Source organism: Carboxydothermus ferrireducens DSM 11255, assembly GCF_000427565.1.
GTDB lineage: Bacteria > Bacillota > Z-2901 > Carboxydothermales > Carboxydothermaceae > Carboxydothermus > Carboxydothermus hydrogenoformans.
Genome location: NZ_ATYG01000019.1, coordinates 23941 through 49556 on the forward strand (window position 1 = coordinate 23941; position 25616 = coordinate 49556).

The 25616-nt window shown below is 40.0% G+C and carries 28 protein-coding genes and 6 tRNA genes; 30 read left to right on the top strand and 4 right to left on the bottom strand.

The window, feature by feature from the left end:
* The first annotated feature begins 2 nt into the window (after positions 1-2).
* From coaE to CARFE_RS14720, 4 genes are read left to right on the top strand one after another with little or no spacing between them, the layout of a single operon-like run.
* Entirely contained in the window at positions 3-623 is a 621-nt protein-coding gene (gene coaE / locus CARFE_RS0107890) for a dephospho-CoA kinase (protein WP_028052363.1), read from the top strand.
* On the top strand, positions 608-1138 hold the full coding sequence (locus tag CARFE_RS0107895) for a lytic transglycosylase domain-containing protein (RefSeq protein ID WP_028052364.1): 531 nt from the start codon (positions 608-610) through the stop codon (positions 1136-1138). The genes coaE and CARFE_RS0107895 overlap by 16 nt, the downstream gene beginning before the upstream one ends.
* Positions 1139-1162: 24 nt before the next feature.
* Positions 1163-1582 carry a DUF1285 domain-containing protein gene (locus CARFE_RS0107900; RefSeq protein WP_028052365.1) on the top strand — a complete coding sequence of 140 codons (420 nt, stop codon included), beginning with the start codon at positions 1163-1165 and terminating at the stop codon, positions 1580-1582.
* Positions 1563-2096 carry a thermonuclease family protein gene (locus tag CARFE_RS14720; RefSeq protein ID WP_011344540.1) on the top strand — a complete coding sequence of 178 codons (534 nt, stop codon included), beginning with the start codon at positions 1563-1565 and terminating at the stop codon, positions 2094-2096. The genes CARFE_RS0107900 and CARFE_RS14720 overlap by 20 nt, the downstream gene beginning before the upstream one ends.
* Here CARFE_RS14720 and CARFE_RS0107910 read toward each other — a convergent pair.
* Complete coding sequence (locus tag CARFE_RS0107910) at positions 2085-2483, bottom strand: DUF1284 domain-containing protein (protein ID WP_028052366.1); 399 nt, start codon at positions 2481-2483, stop codon at positions 2085-2087. The genes CARFE_RS14720 and CARFE_RS0107910 overlap by 12 nt on opposite strands.
* Positions 2476-3015 (bottom strand): biotin transporter BioY, encoded by a 540-nt coding sequence (locus CARFE_RS0107915; protein WP_028052367.1) that lies wholly within the window; start codon positions 3013-3015, stop codon positions 2476-2478. Before CARFE_RS0107915 ends, CARFE_RS0107910 begins: the two co-directional genes overlap by 8 nt.
* Before the next feature lie 172 nt (positions 3016-3187).
* Between CARFE_RS0107915 and CARFE_RS0107920 the strand changes: the two genes are divergently transcribed.
* Entirely contained in the window at positions 3188-3778 is a 591-nt protein-coding gene (locus tag CARFE_RS0107920) for a hypothetical protein (protein ID WP_028052368.1), read from the top strand.
* A gap of 12 nt (positions 3779-3790) precedes the next feature.
* Here the strand turns inward: CARFE_RS0107920 and CARFE_RS15615 are convergent, their stop codons facing one another.
* Positions 3791-4360, bottom strand: a complete 570-nt coding sequence (locus tag CARFE_RS15615) for a methyltransferase family protein (protein ID WP_028052369.1) — start codon at positions 4358-4360, stop codon at positions 3791-3793.
* 66 nt (positions 4361-4426) lie between these two features.
* Between CARFE_RS15615 and CARFE_RS0107930 the strand changes: the two genes are divergently transcribed.
* Positions 4427-5101, top strand: a complete 675-nt coding sequence (locus CARFE_RS0107930; RefSeq protein ID WP_028052370.1) for an SOS response-associated peptidase — start codon at positions 4427-4429, stop codon at positions 5099-5101.
* Between the two features lie 131 nt (positions 5102-5232).
* Positions 5233-5730, top strand: coding sequence for a DUF6803 family protein (locus CARFE_RS0107935; protein WP_245570766.1), 498 nt, complete (start codon positions 5233-5235; stop codon positions 5728-5730).
* 72 nt (positions 5731-5802) lie between these two features.
* Here the strand turns inward: CARFE_RS0107935 and CARFE_RS0107940 are convergent.
* Positions 5803-5885, bottom strand: a tRNA-Leu gene (locus CARFE_RS0107940).
* A gap of 156 nt (positions 5886-6041) precedes the next feature.
* Here CARFE_RS0107940 and CARFE_RS14730 point away from each other — a divergent pair.
* From CARFE_RS14730 to CARFE_RS0108055, 23 genes are all read left to right on the top strand, one after another.
* Positions 6042-8333, top strand: coding sequence for a transglycosylase domain-containing protein (locus CARFE_RS14730; RefSeq protein WP_051250235.1), 2292 nt, complete (start codon positions 6042-6044; stop codon positions 8331-8333).
* Positions 8334-8420: 87 nt separating this feature from the next.
* Positions 8421-9590 (top strand): thiolase family protein, encoded by a 1170-nt coding sequence (locus CARFE_RS0107950; protein ID WP_245570767.1) that lies wholly within the window; start codon positions 8421-8423, stop codon positions 9588-9590.
* Between the two features lie 212 nt (positions 9591-9802).
* Positions 9803-10459 carry an energy-coupling factor ABC transporter permease gene (locus CARFE_RS0107955; protein WP_028052373.1) on the top strand — a complete coding sequence of 219 codons (657 nt, stop codon included), beginning with the start codon at positions 9803-9805 and terminating at the stop codon, positions 10457-10459.
* Complete coding sequence (locus CARFE_RS0107960; protein WP_011344530.1) at positions 10449-10724, top strand: PDGLE domain-containing protein; 276 nt, start codon at positions 10449-10451, stop codon at positions 10722-10724. The genes CARFE_RS0107955 and CARFE_RS0107960 overlap by 11 nt, the downstream gene beginning before the upstream one ends.
* A 103-nt stretch (positions 10725-10827) precedes the next feature.
* A complete protein-coding gene (gene cbiQ, locus CARFE_RS0107965) occupies positions 10828-11637 on the top strand; it encodes a cobalt ECF transporter T component CbiQ (RefSeq protein ID WP_011344529.1) in 810 nt (269 codons plus the stop codon).
* Positions 11634-12446 (top strand): ATP-binding cassette domain-containing protein, encoded by an 813-nt coding sequence (locus CARFE_RS0107970; protein WP_028052374.1) that lies wholly within the window; start codon positions 11634-11636, stop codon positions 12444-12446. Before cbiQ ends, CARFE_RS0107970 begins: the two co-directional genes overlap by 4 nt.
* A 124-nt stretch (positions 12447-12570) precedes the next feature.
* Positions 12571-14178, top strand: a complete 1608-nt coding sequence (locus CARFE_RS0107975) for an acyl--CoA ligase family protein (protein WP_028052375.1) — start codon at positions 12571-12573, stop codon at positions 14176-14178.
* Between the two features lie 75 nt (positions 14179-14253).
* Entirely contained in the window at positions 14254-15450 is a 1197-nt protein-coding gene (locus CARFE_RS0107980) for an Nramp family divalent metal transporter (RefSeq protein WP_028052376.1), read from the top strand.
* A 7-nt stretch (positions 15451-15457) separates the two neighbouring features.
* Positions 15458-16666 carry a tRNA pseudouridine(13) synthase TruD gene (gene truD / locus CARFE_RS0107985; protein ID WP_257020540.1) on the top strand — a complete coding sequence of 403 codons (1209 nt, stop codon included), beginning with the start codon at positions 15458-15460 and terminating at the stop codon, positions 16664-16666.
* 111 nt (positions 16667-16777) lie between these two features.
* Positions 16778-17218, top strand: coding sequence for a hypothetical protein (locus CARFE_RS0107990; RefSeq protein WP_028052378.1), 441 nt, complete (start codon positions 16778-16780; stop codon positions 17216-17218).
* A complete protein-coding gene (locus CARFE_RS0107995) occupies positions 17196-18572 on the top strand; it encodes a Na+/H+ antiporter NhaC family protein (RefSeq protein WP_028052379.1) in 1377 nt (458 codons plus the stop codon). The genes CARFE_RS0107990 and CARFE_RS0107995 overlap by 23 nt, the downstream gene beginning before the upstream one ends.
* Complete coding sequence (locus tag CARFE_RS0108000) at positions 18541-20259, top strand: glycoside hydrolase family 15 protein (RefSeq protein WP_028052380.1); 1719 nt, start codon at positions 18541-18543, stop codon at positions 20257-20259. The genes CARFE_RS0107995 and CARFE_RS0108000 overlap by 32 nt, the downstream gene beginning before the upstream one ends.
* Positions 20249-20377, top strand: a complete 129-nt coding sequence (locus tag CARFE_RS16710; RefSeq protein ID WP_257020539.1) for a hypothetical protein — start codon at positions 20249-20251, stop codon at positions 20375-20377. Before CARFE_RS0108000 ends, CARFE_RS16710 begins: the two co-directional genes overlap by 11 nt.
* 110 nt (positions 20378-20487) lie before the next feature.
* Positions 20488-20949 carry a pyruvoyl-dependent arginine decarboxylase gene (locus CARFE_RS0108010; protein ID WP_011344520.1) on the top strand — a complete coding sequence of 154 codons (462 nt, stop codon included), beginning with the start codon at positions 20488-20490 and terminating at the stop codon, positions 20947-20949.
* 15 nt (positions 20950-20964) lie between these two features.
* A complete protein-coding gene (gene speE, locus CARFE_RS0108015; RefSeq protein WP_028052381.1) occupies positions 20965-21798 on the top strand; it encodes a polyamine aminopropyltransferase in 834 nt (277 codons plus the stop codon).
* Between the two features lie 11 nt (positions 21799-21809).
* The gene (gene speB, locus CARFE_RS0108020; protein ID WP_028052382.1) at positions 21810-22673 is read left to right on the top strand and encodes an agmatinase; all 864 of its coding nucleotides are present in this window, start codon (positions 21810-21812) and stop codon (positions 22671-22673) included.
* Positions 22674-22780: 107 nt separating this feature from the next.
* Positions 22781-22857 (top strand) — tRNA-Asp (locus tag CARFE_RS0108025).
* An 8-nt stretch (positions 22858-22865) separates the two neighbouring features.
* Positions 22866-22941 (top strand) — tRNA-Phe (locus CARFE_RS0108030).
* 11 nt (positions 22942-22952) lie between these two features.
* Positions 22953-23027 (top strand) — tRNA-Gly (locus CARFE_RS0108035).
* A 15-nt stretch (positions 23028-23042) separates the two neighbouring features.
* A tRNA-Cys gene (locus CARFE_RS0108040) sits at positions 23043-23117 on the top strand.
* Between the two features lie 34 nt (positions 23118-23151).
* Positions 23152-23242: transfer RNA gene (locus tag CARFE_RS0108045), tRNA-Leu, on the top strand.
* 133 nt (positions 23243-23375) lie between these two features.
* Positions 23376-24026 (top strand): LysE family transporter, encoded by a 651-nt coding sequence (locus tag CARFE_RS0108050; protein ID WP_028052383.1) that lies wholly within the window; start codon positions 23376-23378, stop codon positions 24024-24026.
* A gap of 20 nt (positions 24027-24046) precedes the next feature.
* Positions 24047-25522, top strand: coding sequence for a long-chain-fatty-acid--CoA ligase (locus CARFE_RS0108055; protein ID WP_028052384.1), 1476 nt, complete (start codon positions 24047-24049; stop codon positions 25520-25522).
* Positions 25523-25616 lie beyond the last annotated feature (94 nt).

Sequence of the window (25616 nt, forward strand, 5' to 3'; positions counted from 1 at the left end):
GGGTGTTGTTATTGCCGGTCATTGGACTTACCGGAGGTATAGCGTCCGGTAAAAGCACTGTTTCCCGGATCCTGCAGGAACTGGGTTTTGCGATTATCGATGCTGACCGGATTGCCCGGGATATATTGACCCCTGGACATCCGGCATATCAAAAGGTAATTGATACTTTTGGTAAAAATATCTTAACGGAAGATGGACAAATTGACCGGGCTAAACTGGGAAAGATTGTATTTGGAAATCGGGAAAAGCTTTTGGTTTTAAACAGCATTACTCATCCGGAAGTTTTAAAGGAAATAAGAAAAAAAATAAAGGAGTTAACTTCGTCGGGGATTGACTGGATTGTCTTAGATATCCCGTTACTTTTTGAGGCAAAAATGACTTCACTGGTAGATGAAATTTGGGTGGTTTACGTTCCCGAAGAAGAACAGTTAAAGCGACTTATGGCCCGGAATGGTTTTTCCCGGGACGAAGCTCTTGCCAGAATTCGGGCCCAGATGCCTTTAGAGGAAAAAGTGAAACTGGCGGATGTGGTGATTGATAACAGCGGAAGTATCGAATCTACCCGGGAGCAGATTTTAACCATTTTGCAGAAATGGAAGTGGAAAGATTGGTCAAAAAAATAAATGGTTTTTCCTTAACGCTGACAGTTTTGCTGGTTGCCATTTTGCTTTTTCCCTTTTGGGGTAAAATATTGTATCCCATAAAATACAGCGATAAACTTTACGATGCCGCATCTTTTGCCGGGGTTGACCCGCTATTAGTGGCGGCAGTGGTAAAAGCGGAAAGTAATTTTAATCCCAGGGCTATTTCCAAAAAAGGAGCCATGGGTTTAATGCAGATAATGCCGGAGACTGCTTTCTGGCTGGCCAAGGAGATTAATGAACCTCTGGCAAAACCGGAAGAACTCTTAGACCCCGAAAAAAATTTGGTTTTGGGGACTTTTTATTTAAAGTATTTAATTGACCGCTATGGTAATTTGGAGTTAGCTTTAGGTGCCTACAATGCGGGCGTTGCCAATATGGATACTTGGCTGAAAAAAAACGTTGCAGAAAATCCCAACCTTTATCCCTTTAATGAAACAAAAGCCTTTGTCAAAAAGGTTTTATGGAATTATAAAGTATACCGCTTTTTGTATTAAGACGGGGTGGTAAATATTAAGATTTTGCTGGATAAAGAGGGTAACTGGTATTACGCAGGACAACAAATAATAAATGAGAAGGTCATTGAGTTATTTTATAAAAGTTTGACCTATAAAAATGGGCATTATTATCTGGTTTATAACGGTGAAGAAAAAAAGATCTGTGTTGAGGATGCTCCGTATTTTGCAGAAGGGGTTGTGGAAAAAGATAGCTGGCTGTATTTAAAATTAAAAGGTGGATTATTGTTTCCCATGGAAGGGCCGGTTTATTTTAAAAACCGGATTCCTTATACCACTGTTAATAATCTTCCGGTGAAGTTTACAAGAAAAGCTTTCTGGGCTTTATCCCGTTATTTTAGCGAGGATGGGCAAAAGGTGATTTGCGGAAATTTTTGCACTAAAATTGTAGAAGAAGGTGAAGGAGATGAAAAGGGTACGAGTTAAGGTAATTTGGTTTATTTTTATACTTTTTGCACTTTTTCTTCAGGGGTGTGCCGGAGATGTCGATGCTGCAACAAATTTTATTCCGGCTAAAGTAGTAAAAGTTAGTGACGGCGATACGGTAAAAGTTAAATTATCTTCCGGTAAAGAAATAAGGGTAAGAATGATTGGGGTAAATACACCGGAACTTTCCCATCCGGAACTTGGGATTAAGGAACAGCCTTACGGGAAAGAAGCTTTCAATTATACCAAAAAAGTTCTCTACAAGGGCCGGATTATTTTTTTAGAGTATGATGTGCAAAAGCAAGATAAATACGGACGAGATTTAGCTTATGTCTGGTTAAAAAAGCCAGTTAAGGTTACTGAAGAGGAAGTTCGGGCTAAAATGTTTAATGCCCATCTTTTGCTGGAGGGGTATGCTCAGGTGATGACTGTTCCTCCCAATGTAAAATACTCCAAGCTGTTTGTAAAGTTCCAAAAAGAAGCCCGGGAAAACTCCCGGGGCTTATGGAAATAAAGAAGTACTTTTTAACTTGCGGAAACCTTCAAGGCAAAAACCTAAGGGATACCACTCACAGTCCTGGCAGAGAGCGTTAAATTTACGCTCTTCCAGGGCCTTTATTTTTTTGTAGGCATCTTCAACGGCAATTGCCTTGGTATTAAAAAAAGTTATTAGAAATACGTCTTTTTTACTTACCTTATCATTGCTGCGACATAAACCGTTGATGAGTTCGGGACAGTTTTTACAGATGTCGTCGGGCTGGGTTTCAAGCTCAAGAAGAAGCTCGGGGCTTTTAAGAATTTTGGTGCGAATTTGGGAAAAGTTTTGGGTAAAGTGGTCGTTATAGCCCAAGCCCCGGAAACCTAAAAAACATAGCAGATGATGGGGCCTTAGCTTAACCATTTAATTTAACCCCAGCGTTGGTTAGAGCTTTCTGAAGATGTGTTGCCAGTAATATGGCCATGACACCTTTTATTATGTCCCAAGGGACAAAAGGCTTAACACCAACGGCGATGGCTTTACTTAATGGTAATTTTAAGACATAAGCCAGCTGGATTGTTCCCAGGGAATAGATGAGAATAAGAGAAACAAGAACTGCCAGGATTTTACCCCAGATATTAAAGTTGCTGCGCTCAACAATAAACCCCCCGATTAATCCGCTTAAAGCGAATCCCAGCAAGTAGCCGCCGGTTGGGCCTAAGATAACGCCTATGCCACCGCGAGCTTGAGCAAAGACCGGCAGACCTATTGCCCCTAAAAGGAGATAGGTGAGCATTCCCCAAAAAGATTTTTTTCCCAGCAAAAAGATTCCAAGAAAAACAGCAAAGACCTGGAGGGTAAAGGGGACTCCTCCGGGTAAAGGTATGGCAATCTGGGCTAAAACTGCGGTAACGGCCGCTAATAAAGCAGCATAAATGACTGTCTTAATTGTCAACTTAAACACCTCCAAAGTTAACCTTTTATTTAAAAATAACCTGTAAAGTAAAAAAAGTCAACTACAAAGTTAAACAAAAAATAAAAAATTTTCTTAAAAAATTATTTCTGCTACTTAAAATTTTAATAGAATAGTGATAATATAATTATAATAAAACGAAAGGGGTGAAAAAATGCCTCGAAAGAAGGCTACAAAAATAACCGAGGAGAGCGCGAATATTAATATTTCTGAAACTCAAAAAAATAAAAATACCGCAAATAATGCTAACAATATAAGTAGAAAAACAGCAAAGCATTATATTATAGAACTTTTAAAGGAAGCTCCGGAACAAACAATTAAGATGACTTTGGAAAAGATTACGGAGTTAATAAATCAGAAAATTGCTCTTGAGGGTCGGGATTATAAGTATCAAAGACCTAATATCTGGTCAGCAATTCAGAAATTAGCGGAAAATGGTGTTATAAAAATAAAGAAAGGGAAAAATCGCCGGGATCCAAATACCATTATTTTGCTGCAGCCGGATGTAGATTTTAATAAAATTTCCAGCAAGCGTTCCCCGGGAAGGCCGGAGCAAAAAGTTTTGATTGCCAAAAAGCAGTATAATCTTTTAAAAAACCAGTTAAAGAAAACCGAGAAACAGTTTTTAAAAATTCTTAACAATTTAAAAGATATTAAAGAAACTCTGGAGTTAATGGAAAATAAAAATAAAAAAGCTCCTGAAGAAAAGGGAGCAAGAAAACGGGGTCGACCCAAAAAAGTTTAAAGAAAGGGAAAATTATTTACGAAAAATACGGTGGGGTAGCGGAAATAAAGCCGGTACCTCTTTTTTATAGCTTTCGTATTCCTTGCCAAAAATATTAATTAACTTTTTTTCTTCTAATTTAATACCAATAAAGATATATCCGCTTAAAATTATATTTACCAGAAGTCTTGGTAAATTAAAGCTTTCACTCCAGATTAAAAGGAGAGCTGCTAAGTATAAAGGGTGGCGAAGATATTTTAGAGGCCCTTTTTTAACAAGGTTTTTGGTATTTTGCGCAGCCAAACCTAAAAATTCTTTGAGGTTATAGCAGGAAAAACTCCAGAGGATAAGCAAAATTCCGGTTATTATAAAAATAGTACTTAGCCAAAGGGGAATGATTATAAGTTTGGGTTCGGAAAAGTTAATTTTTAAATATAAATATGCACCGACAAAACTAAAAAGGGAAATTAAATTATAAAAAATCCGATAAAAGCTTTTAGGGAAAAATTTGTCTTTTAAAAAATTTTCCACCGGAGGATGAATTAAAAAGCTATGAAGAAAGCAAAATAAAAGCCACAAAATTATTAAGATGAGATATTTCATGCTGTTACTCCTTTTTAGATTTTTTCTTTATTATCTTATATTATGTAATTTTGTCAAGGTGATATTATGTGCGGACGGTTTTCCATGGCAGAAGATTTTACGGTATTAGAAAAACTTTTTAATTTAGAACCTATAGATTTTCCTTTAAAACCCCGGTATAATATCGCTCCCACCCAGGATGTACCGGTGGTAATCTGGGAAGGAGGACGGCGTTTAAAGTTATTTCGCTGGGGGTTAATACCGGCATGGGCCAAGAACCCTGCTATAGGCCAGAAAATGATTAATGCGCGGGCGGAAACAGTTGACCAAAAGCCCAGTTTTAAAAATCTTCTTTTCCGAAGGCGCTGTTTGGTGCTGGCCGATGGATTTTACGAGTGGGAAAAGAGCGGAGGAAAGAAAATACCTTATAGGATAGTGTTGAAAAACCGAAAGCCCTTTGCTTTTGCGGGGTTGTATGATATCTGGCAAGATCCTGGAGGGCGAATGTTGTATTCCTGTACGATTATTACTACGGAGGCTAACAGACTTATCAGGTCAATACATGACCGGATGCCAGTAATATTGAACCATGAGGCAATTTCAATTTGGTTAGATTTGGGGATTAAAGATGTAAATTTAATTAAAAGCTTACTTACTCCTTACCCGGAAAAGGAAATGGATATTTTTGAAGTATCGTCTCTGGTTAACTCGCCCCAGGTGGATATACCTCAATGTATTGAACCGGTAAAACGTTTATTTTAACCTTTATCGACGGATTTTTCCGTCGGTTTTTTATTTGGCATTAAATGTGTAAATTTTGCATCATTTTTTTAACAAATTTGTAACACAATTGTTTTAATCTAACCTTAGAACTACATAATGTAGAAGGGAGGGTGAAAAAGGTGACAATGACTCATTATATGGAGCTTTTAGCTACCAATCAGCCGTGGAATTTAATCATTTTTATGGCCATACCCGTTATTTTGGCTGAAACTGTGGCGATTACGGAATTGTTTATCTTATTTAAGCGAGATACTGGTAGTGGAATAAGAAAACTTAACAAAGTTGCGGGAATCATAGGTGGGTTTTATTTCTTGGGAGTTTTTATCTATCTTTTCTTTAATGCAGTTATTCCATTAACTACAAAAGGCGGTTGGCGTGGTATTGGAGATATTATTGCAGTTGGGTTTTATCTTTCCGGAGTAGTACCACTTATGGGTATGGCACTTTTGGAGCTTGGTGCTATTTATAAAAATAAAACTCCTGAACAAAAGATGTTTTTACATGCGGTTTTTGTGGCAATTTTTTTAGCAGTAGCTCATATAGCTATGATCTTTGGTATGTTAAATCCTGAATTATTAATGGTGGGTGGAGGAAATATGAATATGTAACCGGCAGATAGTAACGTCATGTTAAAACAAAAACCCGTAAACCTTTAAAGGTTTACGGGTTAATTTTCTTTATGGTGTCGGAGGTGGGACTTGAACCCACACGGTTTCCCACACGCCCCTCAAACGTGCGCGTCTGCCAGTTCCGCCACTCCGACGTGACTCGCAAGATTTATTATATAGATACATTTAAACGGTGTCAAGAATTTATTTTTGGAAATAATTACAAGTAAGAAAACTGGTTCGAAAAATGTTGTAAGATGTATTATTATATTTAAAAAAGAAATCATTGCAGGAGAAAGGTGGAAACGGGTATGAGTAAGGTACTTGGCAAAAAATTTTCCTTGCTTACATTATTAATTTTATTTAGCTTGTTTATTAATGGATGTGCGAGTTTTACGCTATCTGCTAAAGATTTTGATAAGCTTTATAATTTACAGCAAAGTTCAGCGATTTATGATAAAAATGGTCGTTTTTTAACCCAAATTTCGGGAAGCGAGCGCCGAACTTATGTAAAAATTGATGAACTACCTCCATATGTTCCTCAGGCTTTTGTAGCAATTGAAGATGCTCGTTTTTATCAGCACTTTGGTATTGACATCCTGGGTATTTTGCGGGCATTTGTAGTTAATATTTTAAAGCAAGACCTTGCGCAGGGGGCAAGTACCATTACCCAGCAATTAGTGCGTAATGTTTATTTAACTCAGGAAAAAACTTTTGCCCGGAAAATTAAAGAAGCTCTTTTGGCGATTCAGCTTGAGCGGGTTTATACCAAGAAAGAAATATTGGAAATGTACTTAAATGTGATTTACTTTGGGAATGGAAATTATGGTATTGAGGAAGCAGCCCAGAATTATTTTGGTAAACCTGCTTCCAAGCTTACCCTGGGAGAGGCAGCAATGCTTGCCGGAATACCTCGGAGACCAAATTATTACGCACCGACCATAAATTATGATGCAGCGGTAAGTCGAAAAAATCTTGTACTGGATAAAATGGTGGAGCAGGGTTATTTAACCCAGGAGGAGGCGGAGAAGGCTAAAAAGGAAGAAATAAAAATTAATCCTAAGGCTCAAAATCAGGGCAATCAGTATGCGGCGGTAATCGATAAAATTTTACAGGAAAGTGAGGAGGATTTTGGACTTTCCCGGGAACAATTAAATACCGGTGGCTATAAAATTTATACTACCATTGACCGGGAAATCCAAAGGTATGCGGAAAAAGTCTTTGCTAATGCCCAGAATTTTCCACCAAATACCGACGAAATTTTAGTTCAAGGGGCCGCTGCGGGAGTTGACCCTGAAACGGGCGGGATTGTTTTCTTAATAGGAGGCCGGAATTATGGAAGATTTGGTGGGTTTAATCGCAGCTTTATGATGTACCGCCAACCCGGTTCTGCTTTTAAACCCATTGTTGATTATGCTCCGGCTTTTGAAAAGGGGTATTTACCATCTGATTTTATAGTTGATGAACCTGTAGTTTTTGGTGATTATAAGCCCAAAAATTATGATGGTACTTATCACGGTAGAGTAACTTTAAGAAAAGCACTGGTAGAGTCTTTAAATGTACCTGCAGTAAAGCTTTTAAATGAGATTGGAGTTGACACCGGGTATGAATACGCTCAAAGGTTTGGTTTTGAATTAACTGCGAAAGACAAAAACCTGTCACTGGCTTTAGGGGGATTAGAGCGGGGAGCATCACCACTGCAGATGGCTGCTGCCTATGCCGTTTTTGCCAATGGCGGAATATATAGGACGCCCCATATCATTACTAAAATCATTGATAAAGATGGAAATGAGATTCCAAGAAAAAATGCTTTAGAAGAAAAAAGAGTGATTTCTGAAGAAACAGCTTATTTAATTACTGATGTGCTTGTTGACACCGTAAAAAAAGGAACGGCCAGAAGGGCAAATTTTGGGGGTGTTTTAGCGGCAAAAACTGGAACTACCGAAGTACCCTTTAAAACTCCGGGACAGAAGGGTACCAAAGACGCGTGGATTGTAGGTTATACTCCGGATATTTCGGTGGCAGTTTGGATGGGTTACGATAAAACCGACCGTTTTCATTATTTACGGGGTGTTACTGGAGGATCGTATCCTGCGGTGATTTTACGTAAAATAGTGTCTTACTTTGTACAACTGCACGGGGAAAAGCCTTTTACCATCCCGGGAAATTTGGTGCGGGTAAGTATCGATGAAAAAACCGGGTTAATTGCTGGGCCTTTAACTCCTTCTGGACAGGTAGTTGACGAAGTTTTCCCCAAGGGGAAAGAACCTAAGTCTATTTCTCCCGAAACCCCTCCAAATCCTGCAACCCAAAACAGTAATTTAACGGCAGTGTATGTTGAAGGCAAAGGGGTTGTTTTAAGCTGGCAACCAAAACCGGGATATACTTACCAAATATACCGAATAAATGAAGATAGTTCGACCTTTATGGTTGGGGAGAGCTCCACAGGTTCGTTTGCTGACACTCAGGTTACTCCGGGTAGCCATTATCAATACTACCTTTTGCCGATACAGAAACGAAAAGATGGTGGAATGAAAATGGAATTACCAACTTCTCCGGTAGCTATAGATATACCCGTTTCTATAACCAGTGAAGTTTATTAATTTTTTTCAGCTAAATTGTTGAAATATTTAAAATTGTCATTTAACATAAAAAGAGACATAAATTTAAAACAAGGGGGATTAGGCTTGGTGGATGTGGCGATTGTCCGGGCTAAACGGACGCCTATCGGGAGTTTTGGGGGACAGTTTAAAAATGTATCTGCAGGTAATTTAGCAGCGACAGTTATAAAGGAGTTGATAAGGGATTTACCCTTTCCGCTGGAAAAAGTAGACGAGGTAATACTGGGGAACTGCCTGATGAATACCGATGAGCCAAATTTGGGACGGACTGCGGCTTTGATGGCTGGACTGCCCTACACAACCACCGGTTTTTCCGTGCAGCGTCAGTGCAGTTCCGGGATGCAGGCGATTATTTCGGCGTATCAGGAATTGGCTTTGGGCGATAACGACATAATTATTGCCGGTGGTGTGGAAAGTATGAGTACGGCTCCCTTTGTGTTAAAAACCGCCCGTTGGGGGCAGAGGCTTACCCACGGGGAGATGACCGATGCTCTCTGGGAGCTTTTGACTGATCCGCTGCATAAAATTTTAATGGGGGTAACGGCGGAAAATTTAGCCCGTAAATATAATATTTCCCGGGAGGAACAAGATGAAATTGCATACAGGAGCCATAAACTTGCCGTTGAAGCTATAGATAATGGTTGGTTTACCGAGGAAATTGTGCCGGTGGAAGTTAAAAACAAAAAAGAAAAAGTCTTGGTGACGACCGATGAACACCCGCGCCGGGATATTTCCTTAGAAAAATTAGCGGCTCTTCCTCCAACTTTTGTTAAAGACGGCACGGTTACCGCAGGGAATTCTTCCGGTTTAAATGATGGGGCAGCGGCGGTTTTAATGATGCGGGAGAAGACGGCAAGGCAGTATGGTATGGAACCGCTTGGTTATATTAGAGCTTATGCCTGGGCGGGAGTTGAGCCGGAGTTAATGGGATATGGACCGGTGCCGGCGGTTCAAAAACTTTTAAAGAAGACAGGGCTTCTTCTAACGGATATTGATTTAATTGAGTTAAATGAAGCATTTGCTGCCCAGTACCTTGCCTGTGAAAAGCTTTTAGAGTTAGATAGGAATAAGGTAAACGTAAAGGGAAGTGGTATTGGTCTTGGGCACCCGGTCGGAGCTACCGGAGCCCGAATTATAGTAACTTTACTTTATGAGTTAAAACGGAGGAATTTAAGACGGGGCATCGCTACCTTATGTGTTGGCGGTGGTATGGGTATGGCGGTACTGGTGGAAAGGTAATTTGTGAAAAAAATATTTTTATATTAAGAAGGAAAAAAGGAATAAATGTAGTATAATTTACATTAGAAAACAAAACCCAGAAGGGTTTAACATCGATTTGTTGTTAACAAAAAGGACAATTTTATAAATGGACAAAAAAGCCACGAAGGCCGGGAGCAGGAAGCTCGGTTTCGGTGGCTTTTTGTTTTTATAAACATTCAGGAGGGGATTTTATGCATATTGCTGATGGAATTTTAAGCCCGGAAGTTTTGATAACTACGGCGGGAGTTTCAGCAGGTGTGGTAGGGCTTTCGCTTAAGAAAAGCAAAGGGCAGTTAGGAGAGCGGCAAATCCCCATGCTCGGGGTGGTTTCAGCGTTTATCTTTGCCGCACAAATGCTAAACTTTCCGATTATTGGTGGTACTTCAGGTCATTTGCTGGGGGGAATGCTGGCAGCGGCTTTACTTGGTCCCTGGAATGCCGTTTTAGCCCTTACCACGGTATTATTTGTTCAGGCGGTATTTTTCTCGGATGGCGGCATTACAGCTCTGGGAGCTAATGTCTTTAACATGGCGGTAATAGGGGTTTTTACGGGGTATTTGTTTTACCAATTGCTGCAGAGAATAATTCCAGGAAAAACCGGGAAAACTTTAGGGTTAATTGGAGGTAGCTGGCTTTCGGTGGTGGCTGGAGCTTTAGCAGCATCCGTTGAAATTTCATTATCAGGGTTGCTGTCCTTTAAAGTTGCTGCCGGGGCTTTGCTTTTCTGGCATAGTTTTATTGGTTTAGGCGAAGCGTTTATTACTTTAATAGCGGTAACGTATCTGGAAAAGATTTTTGGTGTAGGCTTTTTTCAAGGGATAAAGGAGGTAGCAATAAATGAAAAATAAAATATTAATTGGTTTAGTTACTGCCCTTTTGCTGGCGCTTTTATTGTCGCCTTTTGCTTCGGCTAATCCGGATGGTTTAGATAGAGTTCTTAAGGATTTTGGTTTGGAAGAAAGGAGCAAGACGATTTTAGTTTCACCGGCTGCCGATTATGTTTTTCCTGGTATTAAAAACGAAAAGTTGGCAACAGGGGTAGCCGGAGTTTTTGGTACATTGCTGACTTTTGGGGTTGCCTGGTTCATTGGGAAAAAGCTGGGAAGCCGGTAAAATTATCTAAACCTTGGCATTTTAGATAAAATTCCCGGCCGGTAAGCAGCTTCGCTTATTGGCTATTTTTCTTTTTTTTGTCATAATGGAAAAGGGGTGTAAAATGAAAAAAAGTCACTGGCACCTGGAAGATATAAAAAAACAAAGTCGCATTTTTAACAAACTTGATCCAAGGATAAAAGTTACAGGCTTTTTTTTGTTAATTGTCTTAAGCAGCATCATAAAAAGTTTTATACCGCTATTTCTTAATTTATGGCTGGCAATTACCTTGGTGCTTCTTGCCCGTTTGCCTTTAAACTTTTTGCTTACCCGGTTTTTGTACTTTTTTGCTTTTGCTGGAATTTTTCTTATCCTGCTACCGCTTGTGACTCCGGGAGAGGTAGCTTTTACTTTAGGTCCGGTTGTTTTTTCCAAGACCGGGCTTATAAAAGGAGCGGTAATTGGAATTAGGCTTGTTACCATCTGGTTGTTTATTTCTTTAATGCTTGGAAGCACTGGTTTTCGGGATTTTCTGTGGGCTCTTTCACGGATACGTTTACCCCAGGAGTTCATAGGTACTATCGAGTTTATGTTACGTTATTTAGCTTTATTTTCCGAGGAGTTGAAAAAAGCACAAACCGCAAGGAAGGCACGGCTTTTTCAGGAAGGTAAAAATTTATGGCATAAAAGAACTTTTAAAATTTTGGGCCAGACTATTGGCATGCTTTTTTATCGAGCTTATTTAAGAGGTGAAAGGGTTCACCGGGCAATGCTGGCCCGGGGGTTCAATGGCAGGTGGCCGGTACTTGAGGAAAAAAGAATAAAGCGGAAGGATGTTGTGTTTTTTTTGTTGATAGTGTTTTGGGTTTTAATGTTACTTGATTTTGAATATCATGGGCTTGCCTGGCGGTTAATTTGGGGGTTATTGGGATGAATTTAGCGGTGGAAATAGAAAATTTAACGTTTTTTTATCCCGATGGAAATAAGGCTTTAGATGGAGTATCTTTTGTTATACCGGAAAGGTCAAAAACGGTTATTTTAGGTCATAATGGTGCGGGGAAATCAACTTTACTTTTGCATTTAAATGGCCTTTATACCGCAAGTAAAGGACGAGTGAAGATTTTCGGAAAAGTTATTAATGAGGAAAATATCCGGGAGATTAGAAAAAAGGTTGGGCTTGTTTTTCAGGACCCCGATGACCAGCTTTTTGCTTCTACCATTTTTGATGATGTGGCGTTTGGACCGCAAAATCTTGAACTTGATAAAAAGGAAATTTTAAGGCGGGTTGAGGAAGCTCTGAAAGCCGTGGATATGTGGGATTTAAGAGAAAGACCGCCCCATCATTTAAGTTTGGGACAGAAAAAGCGCGCTGCCATTGCGGGAGTTTTAGCGATGGAGCCGGACATTGTGGTATTAGATGAACCCATGGCTTATCTTGACCCAAGAGGTCAGGAAGAAATTACTGCTATTTTAAACAGGTTAAATAATGAGGGGAAAACGGTAATTGTCAGCACCCATGACCTGGACTGGGCACTGGAATGGGCCGATTATGTGGTGGTTTTGAATGCTGGACGTGTGGTGGCGGAAGGGGATAAAAGCATCTTAACCAATCGCCAATTATTAGAACAAAATGGGTTAAAAGCACCATTACTGGTAAAGCTTTTTGAGGATTTTGAAGGAAAACTGGGAATACCTACAAGTTTAAAGGAAGCAAGGCAAATATTAAGGAAGTTTATTTTCTAACCGGTACGAATGTACCGGTTTTTTGTATACACTTAAGGAATTTATTGACAAAAAAATAAAAATATAAAATAATATAAATATTCAAAAAACAAAAAATATTTTAAAAAAAGGGGGAGGAGTATTTATGGCTATTGAAGTTAATCGACAACTTTTAACACCGCTCTGGTTTTTAAAAAGAGCAGCTTATGTGTTTCCGGAGAAAACTGCCGTTGTGGATGGGGAGAGGAGATTTACCTACCGGGAGTTTAAGGAAAGGGTAAATCGCCTGGCCTCTGCTTTGAAAAAATATGGTATTGGCAAGTGGGATAAAGTAGCCTATCTTGCCCCGAATATTCATCCCTTTTTGGAAGGACATTATGGGGTGCCGCTGGCACGTGGGGTATTGGTGAGCATTAATACCCGGCTTAAATCCAATGAAATCCTGTATATTTTAAATCACTCCGAAAGTAAAATCTTGATTGTGGATTCGGAGCTTGCATCTTTAATTGAACCTATTTACGACCAGTTGGAAACGGTGCAAAAGATTATAATGATAAATCAGGTTCCCAGGGAAACTAAACTTCCGGCGGTGGATTATGAAGAATTTTTGCAGGAGGGAGAGCCGGAAGATTTACCAATACCTATTGAAGATGAGTTTGAGCCTATAACTTTAAATTACACTTCCGGGACCACCGGATTTCCCAAAGGAGTACAGTATACCCATCGGGGGGCTTATTTAAACAGTCTTTCAGAAGTAATTGAGATGGGGTTAAATCAGTATTCTAAATACCTCTGGATTTTACCGATGTTTCACTGCAATGGCTGGTGTTTTACCTGGGCCGTAACTGCAGTAGGTGCTACTCATTACTGCTTTAGAAAATTTGAACCGGAAGCAGCCCTGGAAATTATCGAAAAGGAAAAAATAACTAATTTCTGCGGGGCGCCGGTTGTTTTTAATGCTATGACTGCTGCTAAAAAAGCGGAAGGTTTAAAATTTAACCACCCAATTCGGGCCTTTATTGCTGGTGCAGCTCCTTCACCTACAATTATTAGTAAAATGGAACGCCTCGGGGTTGAGGTTGTCCACGTCTATGGTTTAACCGAGGTCTATGGACCCTTTACCGTGTGCGAATGGCATCCCGAGTGGGATAATTTATCCGCCGAGGAAAAGGCTATTTACAAAGCAAGGCAGGGAGTACCTATGGTTACTACCGGTGAAGTAAGAGTTGTGGATGCAGAAATGAATGATGTACCAGCTGATGGCAAAACCATGGGAGAAATTGTTATGCGAGGAAACGGTGTGATGGCGGGATATTATAAAGCACCCGAAGATACGGCTAAAGCTTTTGCTGGCGGCTGGTTCCACAGTGGTGATTTAGCAGTAATGCATCCTAACGGGTATATTGAAATAATGGATCGCTCCAAGGATATTATCATTTCTGGTGGAGAAAATATCTCTTCGGTTGAAGTTGAAAACGTTTTATATTCCCATCCTGCGGTATATGAAGTAGCAGTGGTAGCATCTACTGATGAGCGCTGGGGTGAAGTTCCTAAAGCGTTTATAGTTTTAAGGGAAGGGGCTTCGGTTACTCCCGAAGAATTAATAGCGTATTGTCGCGAGAAAATGGCTGGATTTAAGGTTCCAAAGAAAATTGAGTTTGTTGATGCGTTACCCAAAACCCCTACAGGTAAGATCCAAAAATTTGTTCTAAGAAACTTAGAATGGAAAGGGGAGAAAAAAGTAAAAGGCTAATAGCCCGGCTTTAAGCCGGGCTTTAACCTTTTTTAGCCTCCGGTCATAAAATAGTAGACGACTGGAGGGAGAACAATGGTTTTGGAGATAAAAGCCCGGAGTAGGTTTTTTTACAAGTTTACCGCTTTTATGGGACCGGCTTTTTTAGTTTCCATTGGTTATATTGATCCGGGAAACTGGGCGGCAAATTTTGCTGGAGGTTCGCGTTATGGTTCGATCATGTTAATAACGGTGCTGTTATGCAATTTTTTAGCTATTTTGTTTCAATCGTTGGTTGCCTATTTAACTTTAAAGACCGGAAAAAGCCTGGCGGAAAATATTGTGGAAAAATTACCGAAACCTCTGGTCGCTTTCTACGGAGTGTTGGCGGTAACCGGAGCAATGGCTACCGATGTGGCGGAGTTCGTAGGAGCAGCCCTGGGATTTAGTTTAATTCTGGGGTTGGATCTTTTAAAAAGCGTTATAATCGCCGTGGTATTTGTTGTTTGTGGTTATTTTTTTGAAAGGCAGGGGAATCGCAAAGTCGAGTTTTTAATTATGGGTTTTTTAGCTGCTATAGGTTTTACTTATCTTATGGAGCTGTTAATTTTAAAACCCAAGATTAATAATCTCATTAATTTAGGTGTCAAGCTGGATGGTGATTTTCTTTTTGTAGTGCTGAGTATGCTTGGGGCTACCGTTATGCCTCATAATCTTTTTTTGCACAGTGATTTGATAGCGGAAAAACTAAAGCAGGGAATAATAACTACTAAAGATTTTCCAGTGGTTTTTTTAGAAAATTTAATTGCGTTAAATCTGGCGTTTTTGGTTAATTCGGCGATGATTGTTGTGGCCAAAGATATGTTCTATGACTGTGGAGTAGCGGTGGATTCCCTGAGGCTCGCCTATCATACCCTTGAACCGGTGTTAAACGGTTGGGCAGCACTGATCTTTGGATTGGCTCTGGTGTTATGCGGCCTTAGTTCATCCCTCACGGGTACGATAGCGGGACAAAATCTTTTAGAAAAGTTTTTACCCGTAAATCTTTCGGCACTTTCGAGAAAAATGATAATCATAACCCCGGCGCTGTATTTCTTTTTAAAAGGCCTAGGTGAAATAGAGCTTTTGCTTTTAAGTCAGGTGGTTTTGAGCTTTGTTTTGCCGTTTGTTTTAATCGTGCTCCTCTGGTTTTTAAATAATATTGCCAATAAATATCTGTTAATTTTGGGCTGGTTTTTAACGGCAATAATTGGAAGCTGCAATGTAATTTTGCTTTGGACAGCAATTTTTTAATTGTTTATTGCCAGGTTATGATAAAATTAGAAAGAAGACAGGAGGTCACAGGATGAAGCTTAAAGTCAAACCTGACGATTTTATCGTCAAAGAGGAAATCAAGGCACCAATCTTAAAAGAAGGAGATTTTAAAGTTTATCTTTTAGAAAAACGCTATTGGAATACTTTAGATGCCTTGCAGAGAATTGCTGCCGAAAACGGTTTAAGGCTTTCGGAAATTGGTTATGGCGGAAGGAAGGACCGCTATGGCCATACTTTTCAATACATAACAGTCAGAGCTACCAAAAATTTAACGACCCGGGAAAAAAATTTAAAGTTGACTTTAATGGGTTATCTCAATTCTCCAATGAGCCCGGAATTAATCGCGGGAAATCATTTTGAGATAACATTACGGGCTCTTTCCGGAGAAGAGGGGCGCGACCTGATAAAAAGGGGAGAAAACGTTAAAAAGTACGGTTTTCCCAATTACTTTGATGACCAGCGCTTTGGAAGTTACGATAAAGAACAAGGCTTTTTTGCCAAAAAATTATTGCTGGGTCATCTTAATGGAGCTTTAAAGATTTATTTAACCTCGATTTATCCCGAAGAATCAAAGGAAGCAAAAGAAAGAAAAAGGTTTTTTATGGCTAACTGGGGTAATTGGTCCATGTGTCTTGAAGCTTCTAAAACTCGAGTGGAACGGGAAATTTTTAGTTTATTAGAAAAGGAACCAAAAAACTTTGCGGGAGCGATAAATTTAATTCCTAAAGAACAGCTTTCCCTTTACTTTGCTGCTTATCAAGGTTACCTTTACAATAACTTATTAAAAGAAGTCCTCTTAAATCAAGGAATTGAGCTAAGAGCGTATCCGGGGGTAGTGGATGACTATTTATTTTATTTAACACTGCCGAAAAAGAGTTTTAATTATTTAAAAAGTTTAATGCTGCCAACAGCAGCCCAAAAAGTTCCCTTCCCCAACGAGGAAGTGCGGCGGGAGTACTTTAAAGTCCTGGAACGGGAAGGTCTGAAAAGTGGTGATTTTAATTTAAGAAAAATTCGTAAGGTTTATTTTAAATCGTTTTTAAGACCTGCGGTGGTAATTCCCGAAGGGTTTCATGTAGGAAACCTTGCCAAAGATGAACTTTACCCGGGAAAGCTGAAATTAGAATTAAAATTCTTTTTACCCCGGGGAAGTTATGCCACGATGTTAATTAAAGCTTTAAGCGTAAATTATTAGGTGTACCTTTAGCCTCCCGTGTTCTCTGGGAGGTTTTAAATTGCGTTCTTATATTTTTGGTATTGGAATGATAACGGAAGTAAGATATATTTAGGTTAAAGGAGGGTAAGGATGAAGTTTGATAATAAGAGTAGGATAGATAAATACCTTTTGTCATCGTTAATATTATTACTGGGTACACCTTTGGTTTTAGCCGGGGTATTATACTCTCAAGGGGTTAAAAGTGGCTTAATTTCGGTATCTGCATTTGTTTTAATTGTGCTTAGTTTATATCTCATAAATATTCCGGTCTGGCTTGTTTCTCGGAAAAACTTTAAAAAACTTTCAGTAACTTTTGAGGTAACTCCGGAAATGTTAATTTATGAAAGCCAGGAAGGAAAAAAGGTTTTTCCAAAAAAGGAGATTAAAAATATAATATTGTTAAAAGATGGAAAATATGAAGGTTTAAAAATTGCTACTACCCAAGAAAATTTTTACATATCTCTTAACCAATTTTCTAACGGTTTTAAAATTAAGGAGCAGCTTAAAAATGACGGATACAGCATCAATTAAACCCCGACTCACTTTTTTACCGCCTTTTATTGCAGTTGTTACTTTAATCTTGGCGATAACCGTGTTAAACCTGTCACCGGTTTACCCGATGGTACTGGCTTTTTTCTTTACAATAATTTTTGCTTTAATTGATGGTTATGATTATCGATTTATTTATCGGTCTGCGTTAGAAGGAATTAAGTCGGTTTGGACGATCATTGTAATGTTTACCTTGCTTGGGGCTTTAATTGCTCTTTGGTTAGCCGGTGGTACCATTGCTACCATGATTTATTATGGTTTACAGTTGGTTGAACCAAAGTTTTTCCTGGTAGAGGTTTTTTTATTAAGTGTTCTTTTATCTTTAGTTATCGGTACTTCCCTTGGAACCATTAGTACTTTAGGAGTTGTATTGATGGGAATTGGCCGGGGGCTTAACTTGCCTCCGGAAATGATAGCCGGTGCGGTGGTTGCTGGAGCATTTTTTGGTGACCGGATATCGCCGGTTTCTACCAGCCTTTATTTGACGGCTGAAGTTACCGGCACCAAGGTTGAGGATAATCTAAAACTTATGTTAAAAACTACTTACCTTCCTTTTGTACTTACAATTTTTCTTTATTTTGTTTTTGGCATGTTAAATCCAACTAAAGAAGCGGGAGTAACTTTTACTTATTTAAAACTGTTACAAAGTAACTTTTACTTAAGTCCGGTTTTGTTGCTCTTACCTTTGTTATTCCTTATTTTAGCGTTGGTTAGAGTTTCCATAAAAATTAACCTTTTTATAAATGTAGTTTTAAGTTTTATTTTGGGAATTGTTTATCAAAAGGTTCCAATACAAAAACTTCTGTTAGAGTCATTTACTGGTTTTGAAGCTCCTAAGGGGCTTAAAGCCCTTGCGGGAGGTGGCGTGCTAAGGTATTTATCTTTAGTTTCGATTATTTTGGTCGCATCAGCAATGGCAGGAATATTAATTAATACGGGAGTATTTACTACTTTGTTAATTCGACCTTTAGCTCATATTAAGTCATATTTTTCCCTCACCTTTGGCATAATGATTTTAGCAGTATTGCTTTTAATGGTGACCTGTACCCAAGCTTTAGCTATAATGATTCCCGGAATGACCCTTAGGGATGAGTTTAAACGTAAGGCTAATGCTAACGAACTTTCAAGAATTTTAGCGGATTCGGCAGTAGTTTTAGCGCCACTTATTCCCTGGAATATGGCAGCAATTTTATCAGGAGCGGCTTTACAGGTGAACCCAAAAGCTTACATTTTATACGCTTTTTATCTTTGGCTGACTCCACTTACTAATTTACTGGTAAGCTTGCGAAAGCAGGGTGAGGTTTATGGAGAAAAAGGGTTGGGCAATTATCGGTAATGGCATTACAGCAGCTTTAATAGATAGCGAAGCCAAAATATGCTGGCTCTGCTTGCCTAAGTTCGATGGCTTACCAGTATTTGCAAAAGCTCTATCGCCGCAAGTTGGAGGTGGAATAACCCTTAAATTAGGGGAAAAGACTTTTACAAAAGACCAACGGTATTTGGGAAAGGGAGCGGTATTAGAAACAATAATTGTTTCTAATTCCGGGGAATATAGAGTTGTGGATTATATGCCCTGGGGAAAAAATCTCTTGGTTCGCGAAGTTTTTGGGGACGTGGCTAAAATTGAAGTTGAGGTAGAATTAACAAAATTTAATCACTTAGAGTTTGCTGTAAAAAAAACTGAGCAGCAATGGCAGGTGCAAGGGCCTGGAGTGAGTTTTTTTATTGATTTCAGGAAAATTTCCGACGACAGGTTACAGATTGTGCTAAGTTATGGTAATAATTTGGAACAGGCATATCAGGCTTTGGTTAAGATAAGCGATAGAGAACTTTTTGAGGTAATGGCATTTTGGGAGCGCTGGTTTTTACCAAAAAAGGAGCTAAAAAATGTTCCAGCTTCCTGGCAGGAGTTTTACGAGCGAAGTTTAATGGTTTTAAAACTTTTAACCTATGAACCAACGGGAGCTATTATTGCTGCTCCCACCGCTTCGTTTCCAGCCTACCCCAATGGAGAGGATAATTGGGACTACCGTTTTTGCTGGTTAAGAGACGGTTTTTATACCGCTTATGCCTTTGATCTGGCGGGATTTCATCAAGAATCCCGAAAGTTTTATGAGTTTTCTCTAAAACTTTTAGAGAAAGCGGATCACTTTGAAAACCCCTTATATACCATTGAAGGATTGTGTTCCTACGAAATAATTTTGCCGGAGTTATCGGGGCCCGAGGGGGAAAAACCAATTCGTTTTGGCAACAAAGCGGCGGAACAGCTGCAGCTCGATAATGAAGGGAATATCGTTTATGGCTTGTGGAAACACTGGCTTTTTACCAGGGATGCGAACTTTTTAGCCGAAGCCTATCCAAAAATAAAAAAAGCCTTAGAGTTTACTGCCCGCAACTGGGATAAACCGGAGCACGGCATCTGGGAGTTTAGGGATAAAAAACGGCAGTGGGTTTTTGGCAAGGTAATGTGTTATGCCGGAATGATCGCCGGGGCTAAAATTGCGTCGGCATTAAAAGATTATCCCCGGGCCAGGGAATATCTAAAAATTGCCGGAGAAATAAAAGAAAATCTGTTATCCCGGGGATACAGTGAAGAAAAGCAAGCTTTTCTCCAGCATTATGGTCCTGATGCTCCTGCTGATAGTTCGGTTCTGGCAATAACCGAGTTTGGTGTGCTACCTGCGATGGACGAAAGAATGATAAATACAGTAAAGTATATTGAGCAAAAGCTTAATTTTCACGGCGCGGTTTTGCGGTTTGAAGGAGCAGTTTTGCCCTTTTATCTTTGTACGTTTTGGTTAATCCGTCAGTATTTAAGAATGGGATGCTTGGAGAAAGCTGAGAAATTTTTGGAAAGGACTTTAAAATCGGCAAGTCCGTTAAAATTAATGGCGGAGCATTACGACCCGCGTACTGGCGAACAGTGGGGTAATTTCCCCCAGGGGTTTAGTCATGAAGAGCTGGTTCGTACCCTAATTTTTTATGACAATACAATTGGAAAGCAGGAGCGTTATGGTGGTTAAGATTAATGAGTTTATTAAACTGGCTCAAAACATGGATGCAAGGGGCAGGGAGTTTTACGAAAAGGCGTTAAAGCTGTGCATTTTATGGCAATTCGGGAGCGGATTTACGGGTTATTAAGCCATTACGAAAAATTTTTAAGAATAATGTTAAAAGATGTTTATTTTTTTCAGGTTTTTGCTATAATATTCATTGTTTAATTTGGAAAGTTAAAAAAAGGAGGCAAAAACATGTTACCAACCCCAAAGAAATACTTTGTGACAGCCGCCGCTGCGGAAGGTGAAACTGCATTAAATGCTTTTGACAATGCCTTATTAAAAGCCCGGATTGGGAATGTCAACTTGCTGCGGGTATCTTCAATTTTGCCGCCCAATTGCGAACTGGATAATGACCTTGTGATTCCTCCGGGTTCATTAGTTCCAACAGCTTATGGGGCAATAATTTCTGACACTCCCGGTGAGTTAATTGCTGCTGCTGTAGGGGTGGGTATTTCAGAAGCTGATCATTTCGGGGTAATTATGGAGTTTTCGGGTAAATGTTCAGCCAAAGAGGCGGAAGAAAGAATTGCCCAAATGTTAGAGGAAGCCTTTAAAGTGAGGGGCATTGCTTTAAATAAAACTATAATTAAGTCTGCTGAACACAGGGTTGAAAAAATCGGCTGTGCTTTCGCCGCGGTACCGCTCTGGTACTAATAGAGGGGGATAAGGATGGAACTCTGGTTTACCGAAAAACAAACTCCAAATGTGGGTATTACCTGTAAAATTACCAGAACATTGCACACGGAAACAACACCTTTCCAGGAGTTAGCTGTAATTGAAACTCTGCAGTTTGGACGAATGCTCGTTTTAGATGGGATGGTTCAAACAACGGTTGTAGATGAGTTTGTCTATCATGAAATGATTGCCCACGTGGCTTTAAATACCCATCCCAACCCTGAAAAGGTTATGGTAATTGGGGGCGGCGATGGCGGAACTATTCGGGAAATAGTAAAACATCCTAAGGTCAAAAAAGCAGTTTTGGTGGAAATTGATGAAAGAGTAATTGAGGTAAGTAAGCAGTATTTACCGGAAATTGCCGTTGCATTAATGGGGAACCCTAAAGTTGAAGTAAGAGTCGAGGATGGGATAAAACATGTAAAAGAACATAAAGGGGAATATGATGTCATAATCATTGATTCAACCGAACCGGTAGGACCGGCGGTTGAACTTTTTAGTGAAGATTTTTATAAAAAAGTTTATGAGAGCTTAAAAGATGACGGGATTATGGTGGCCCAGACCGAATCCCCCTTTTTCAATCGAGATATAATTAAAAATTCTTTTACAAGAATAGGAAAGAATTTTCCCATTACCAGGCTTTACTTTGCTACTGTTCCCACCTATCCCAGCGGAGTTTGGACTTTTACTTTAGGTTCGAAGAAATACGACCCGCTGGCGGTAAAAAAAGAAGATATATTTGTTGATCCGAGCAATAAATACTATAATGCTGAGGTTCACTTTGGGGCTTTTATGCTGCCAAACTTTATTGCCGAGATAATCAAATAGAAGGTGAGATAATGCTTCCTGTTGAAAAATTTACTGGTTTTATGGGCAGTTCCGACAATTATGAAGGTGCTGCCTTTGTTTTATTTGGTATTCCCATGGATTTTACCGTCAGTTTTCGGCCAGGTGCCCGCATGGCTCCCCAGCATATCCGTCAGGTTTCCTTTGGTTTAGAGGAGTATGACTGGGATTTGGAAAAAAGTCTTAATGACGTAAACTTTTACGATATGGGAGATGTAGCGCTGACTTTGGGCAGGATTGAAGAAAGCTTTACCAGCATCCGGACAGTAACGAAAAAAGTGTTGAGTGACGGTAAAATTCCGCTAATTATCGGTGGCGAACATTTAATTACTTATCCGGTGATCCTGGAATTTGCCGAAAAGTATCCCGATTTAGCTGTAGTTCACTTTGATGCTCATGCGGATTTGCGGGATCATTATCAGGGAGAAAAACTTTCCCATGCAACGGTTATGCGGCGTGTAGCGGAAATTATTGGGCCGCAAAACCTTTATCATATCGGTATCCGTTCCGGTACCCAAGAGGAAAAGGAGTTTATTACAAAAAAATCAAACTATCTTGGCCAAAACGTGTTGGCGGGTGTAGAAAAAGCGTTGGAAAAACTTGGGCAAAAGCCGGTGTTTATTTCCCTGGATATTGATGTGGTAGATCCGGCCTTTGCCCCGGGAACCGGAACCCCGGAACCGGGGGGAGCTACCAGCATTGAGATAATGGAAGCCATTGTAAAACTTAGTTCTTTAAATATTGTTGGCATGGATTTAGTTGAAGTATTGCCCGTCTATGATCCTTCGGAACGTACATCGCTCTTGGCGGCCAAAATTTTGCGCCGGGCATTGTTATCTTTTAATATTACCAGGTAATATCAAAACATTGAAAAAATAAAAAACTCAAAAAAAGTAGTTGACTTCTAAGTAAATGTCATGTATTATAATAAATGTCGGTTGGGCCGACAGGCAGATAAAGATGCGGAGCTGTGGTGTAGGGGCCTAACATGCCTGCCTGTCACGCAGGAGATCGCGGGTTCGAATCCCGTCAGCTCCGCCATAAAGCTTGCCACGGTAGCTCAGTTGGTAGAGCAGAGGACTGAAAATCCTCGTGTCGGCGGTTCGATTCCGTCCCGTGGCACCATCAAAAAACGGGCGGAAGTGGCTCAGGGGTAGAGCATCGCCTTGCCAAGGCGAGGGTCGCGGGTTCGAATCCCGTCTTCCGCTCCATTATTTATCTAACCTGGCGGCATAGCCAAGTGGTAAGGCAGAGGTCTGCAAAACCTTTATTCCCCGGTTCGAATCCGGGTGCCGCCTCCACAATGAAAACAATCAAATAATTTTTTATAAATTCGCCGGGGTGGCGGAACTGGCAGACGCACGGGACTTAAAATCCCGGGGGCCCTTAAAGGCCCGTACCGGTTCGATTCCGGTCTCCGGCACCACTTGAAAGAAAAGCCTGCAGCAATGCAGGTTTTTTTGTTTTTTAAAAACGATTTGACGGAAAAACTCTGTTTTTTATAAGATATAGAATATAATAAATATTAAATTTAATGTTAAGAGACAGGGGGAAAAGAGATGGAAGTATTTGGTCTGTTTGTTACGGCGTTTATTGTTGGCTTTTCCGGGGCGATGATGCCGGGCCCGCTTCTAACGGTAAACATCAACGAGAGTTTACGGCGGGGATTTTGGGCAGGCCCGCTTTTAATCCTGGGACATGCGCTATTAGAGACGGCGCTTGTGGTGGTAATACTTTTGGGTTTGGGGAAAATCCTTACAAATTCTTACGTCTCTGGAGCCATTGGACTATTGGGCGGGGTGATGCTTATTTATTTTGGGTTTACCATGACCAGAGATGCCGGTTATAAAAAAATTTCCCTTGATTTAACCGGAAGTGGTTCAATACCCCAAAAGCCGGGTCGGTTAATGCTTAATGGGGCCTTGGTTTCTTTGGCAAATCCCTACTGGTCCCTTTGGTGGGCGACGATTGGTTTAAGCTATTTAACCAGGTCCCTGATTGTTGGAGTTTTTGGAGTAGGTGCCTTTTTACTTGGTCACTTGCTTGCGGATTTTAGCTGGTATGGTTTTATTTCGTACTTGATTGCCCGCGGTCGAAAACATCTTAAACAAACGGCTTATCTTTTTATAATATTTATCTGTGGCATTTTTTTAGTTGTTTTGGGAGCAAAATTTATTGGCGATGGGATTACACGTTTAAAAATTATGTAAATCCTAAGGAGGTAAAGTTAATGTATTTGCACGAAATTTTTAAAAATAATTTTCGTCCAGAGCATCCGGCCTTAAGTTATCGGGGAAGGAAAGTAACCTATCGGGAAATGGCGAAAATTATTGAAAAGTATGCAGTTTTTTGGCAGCAAAAAGGATTAAAGCCGGGAGATAAAGTTCTCTTAGTCTCAGGTAATTCTCCGGAATTTGTCTATACTTATTTTGGTGTAGTCAAAGCCGGGGGTATTATCATACCGGTAAACATGGGTTTAGCTCCGGAAGAGATTAGATATATTTTTGGTGACGCTCAGGCCCGTTTTGTTGCAATTCAGGAAAAAATCTGGCTTACATTAAAGGAGCGTTTTCCGTTACCCGAAGAAATGGTGATAGTGTTAAATGAAGCTTTGACTTCGGAAATAATGAACTTGGAGGCAAAGTTTATTGAACCAACATATAATGATGTTTGTACCATACTGTATACTTCCGGTACTACCGGCTTTCCCAAGGGTGCCATGCTTACCCACGAAAATTTAATTTTTGATACCGATTCGGTTACGCGTTTTGCGGAAGTTGATGAAAATGATAACTACCTGGCGGTACTGCCTTTATTCCATTCTTTTGCTTGGACCGCCTGTTTACTGGCACCCCTGTATACCGGTGCAACCTGTACCATTGAAGATGGTTTTAATCCCCGGGAGATCGGGAAAGTACTGGTAGCGGAAAAAATTACGATTTTTTTGGGTGTACCTTCGATGTTTATATATCTTCTTGAATATTTACCCAGGGAAGCCTTTAATTCAGTACATTTGGCCGTATCAGGCGGCTCATCTCTGCCTCCGCAATTTTTTTATGCCTTTGAGGAAAAATTTGGGGTTCCCCTTGTCGAAGGCTACGGGCTAACCGAAGCATCTCCAATTGTTACATTGAATCCAAGAAGGGGGCCGCGAATTCCCGGCTCTATCGGCAAAGTGCTGCCGGGGATGGAGGTAAAAATAGTAGATGAAAACTTAAATGAGCTTCCTCCTGGAGAAGTTGGCGAGTTAATGGTTTTTGGTAAAAACGTCATGAAAGGCTATTATAATAAACCCGAGGAAACGGCAAAAGTCCTGGTAAATGGCGGTCTTTTGACCGGTGACCTGGGCAAAAAGGATGAACAGGGATATCTCTATATTGTGGATAGGAAAAAAGATTTAATAATAGTAAGCGGCTTTAATGTTTATCCTACAGAAGTGGAAAGGGCGATACTTGATCACCCTGCAGTCAGGGAAGTGGCGGTGGTGGGAGTTCCGGATGGAGTGCGGGGAGAAGCGGTAAAAGCTTTTATAACCTTGAAAGAAGGGTATAACAGTCTTACCCGCAAAGAACTTTCCGAATTTTTAAGAGATAAACTTGCTGCTTATAAAATTCCGCGTTATGTAGAGGTTTTGCCGGAGCTCCCGAAAAATGCTACCGGAAAAATAATGAAAAAGGTATTGCGTGGCGAAAATACAAATAAATAGTTTATTTTATTCCCCTCATGTCAAAAGATGTGAGGGGTTTTGTCGTTTTTTTAAATATAGTTTTACTAAAAATTTTTTTAATAATAGGAGGAAA

Coding starts and splice junctions, on each gene's coding strand:
- CARFE_RS14720 (WP_011344540.1), top strand. CDS start 1,563: ATGAAAAGGGTACGAGTTAAGGTAATTTGGTTTATTTTTATACTTTTT.
- CARFE_RS0107910 (WP_028052366.1), bottom strand. CDS start 2,483: ATGGTTAAGCTAAGGCCCCATCATCTGCTATGTTTTTTAGGTTTCCGG.
- CARFE_RS0107920 (WP_028052368.1), top strand. CDS start 3,188: ATGCCTCGAAAGAAGGCTACAAAAATAACCGAGGAGAGCGCGAATATT.
- CARFE_RS15615 (WP_028052369.1), bottom strand. CDS start 4,360: ATGAAATATCTCATCTTAATAATTTTGTGGCTTTTATTTTGCTTTCTT.
- CARFE_RS0107930 (WP_028052370.1), top strand. CDS start 4,427: ATGTGCGGACGGTTTTCCATGGCAGAAGATTTTACGGTATTAGAAAAA.
- CARFE_RS14730 (WP_051250235.1), top strand. CDS start 6,042: ATGAGTAAGGTACTTGGCAAAAAATTTTCCTTGCTTACATTATTAATT.
- CARFE_RS0107955 (WP_028052373.1), top strand. CDS start 9,803: ATGCATATTGCTGATGGAATTTTAAGCCCGGAAGTTTTGATAACTACG.
- CARFE_RS0107960 (WP_011344530.1), top strand. CDS start 10,449: ATGAAAAATAAAATATTAATTGGTTTAGTTACTGCCCTTTTGCTGGCG.
- cbiQ (WP_011344529.1), top strand. CDS start 10,828: ATGAAAAAAAGTCACTGGCACCTGGAAGATATAAAAAAACAAAGTCGC.
- CARFE_RS0107970 (WP_028052374.1), top strand. CDS start 11,634: ATGAATTTAGCGGTGGAAATAGAAAATTTAACGTTTTTTTATCCCGAT.
- CARFE_RS0107975 (WP_028052375.1), top strand. CDS start 12,571: ATGGCTATTGAAGTTAATCGACAACTTTTAACACCGCTCTGGTTTTTA.
- CARFE_RS0107980 (WP_028052376.1), top strand. CDS start 14,254: ATGGTTTTGGAGATAAAAGCCCGGAGTAGGTTTTTTTACAAGTTTACC.
- CARFE_RS0107990 (WP_028052378.1), top strand. CDS start 16,778: ATGAAGTTTGATAATAAGAGTAGGATAGATAAATACCTTTTGTCATCG.
- CARFE_RS0107995 (WP_028052379.1), top strand. CDS start 17,196: ATGACGGATACAGCATCAATTAAACCCCGACTCACTTTTTTACCGCCT.
- CARFE_RS0108000 (WP_028052380.1), top strand. CDS start 18,541: ATGGAGAAAAAGGGTTGGGCAATTATCGGTAATGGCATTACAGCAGCT.
- CARFE_RS16710 (WP_257020539.1), top strand. CDS start 20,249: ATGGTGGTTAAGATTAATGAGTTTATTAAACTGGCTCAAAACATGGAT.
- CARFE_RS0108010 (WP_011344520.1), top strand. CDS start 20,488: ATGTTACCAACCCCAAAGAAATACTTTGTGACAGCCGCCGCTGCGGAA.
- speE (WP_028052381.1), top strand. CDS start 20,965: ATGGAACTCTGGTTTACCGAAAAACAAACTCCAAATGTGGGTATTACC.
- speB (WP_028052382.1), top strand. CDS start 21,810: ATGCTTCCTGTTGAAAAATTTACTGGTTTTATGGGCAGTTCCGACAAT.
- CARFE_RS0108050 (WP_028052383.1), top strand. CDS start 23,376: ATGGAAGTATTTGGTCTGTTTGTTACGGCGTTTATTGTTGGCTTTTCC.
- CARFE_RS0108055 (WP_028052384.1), top strand. CDS start 24,047: ATGTATTTGCACGAAATTTTTAAAAATAATTTTCGTCCAGAGCATCCG.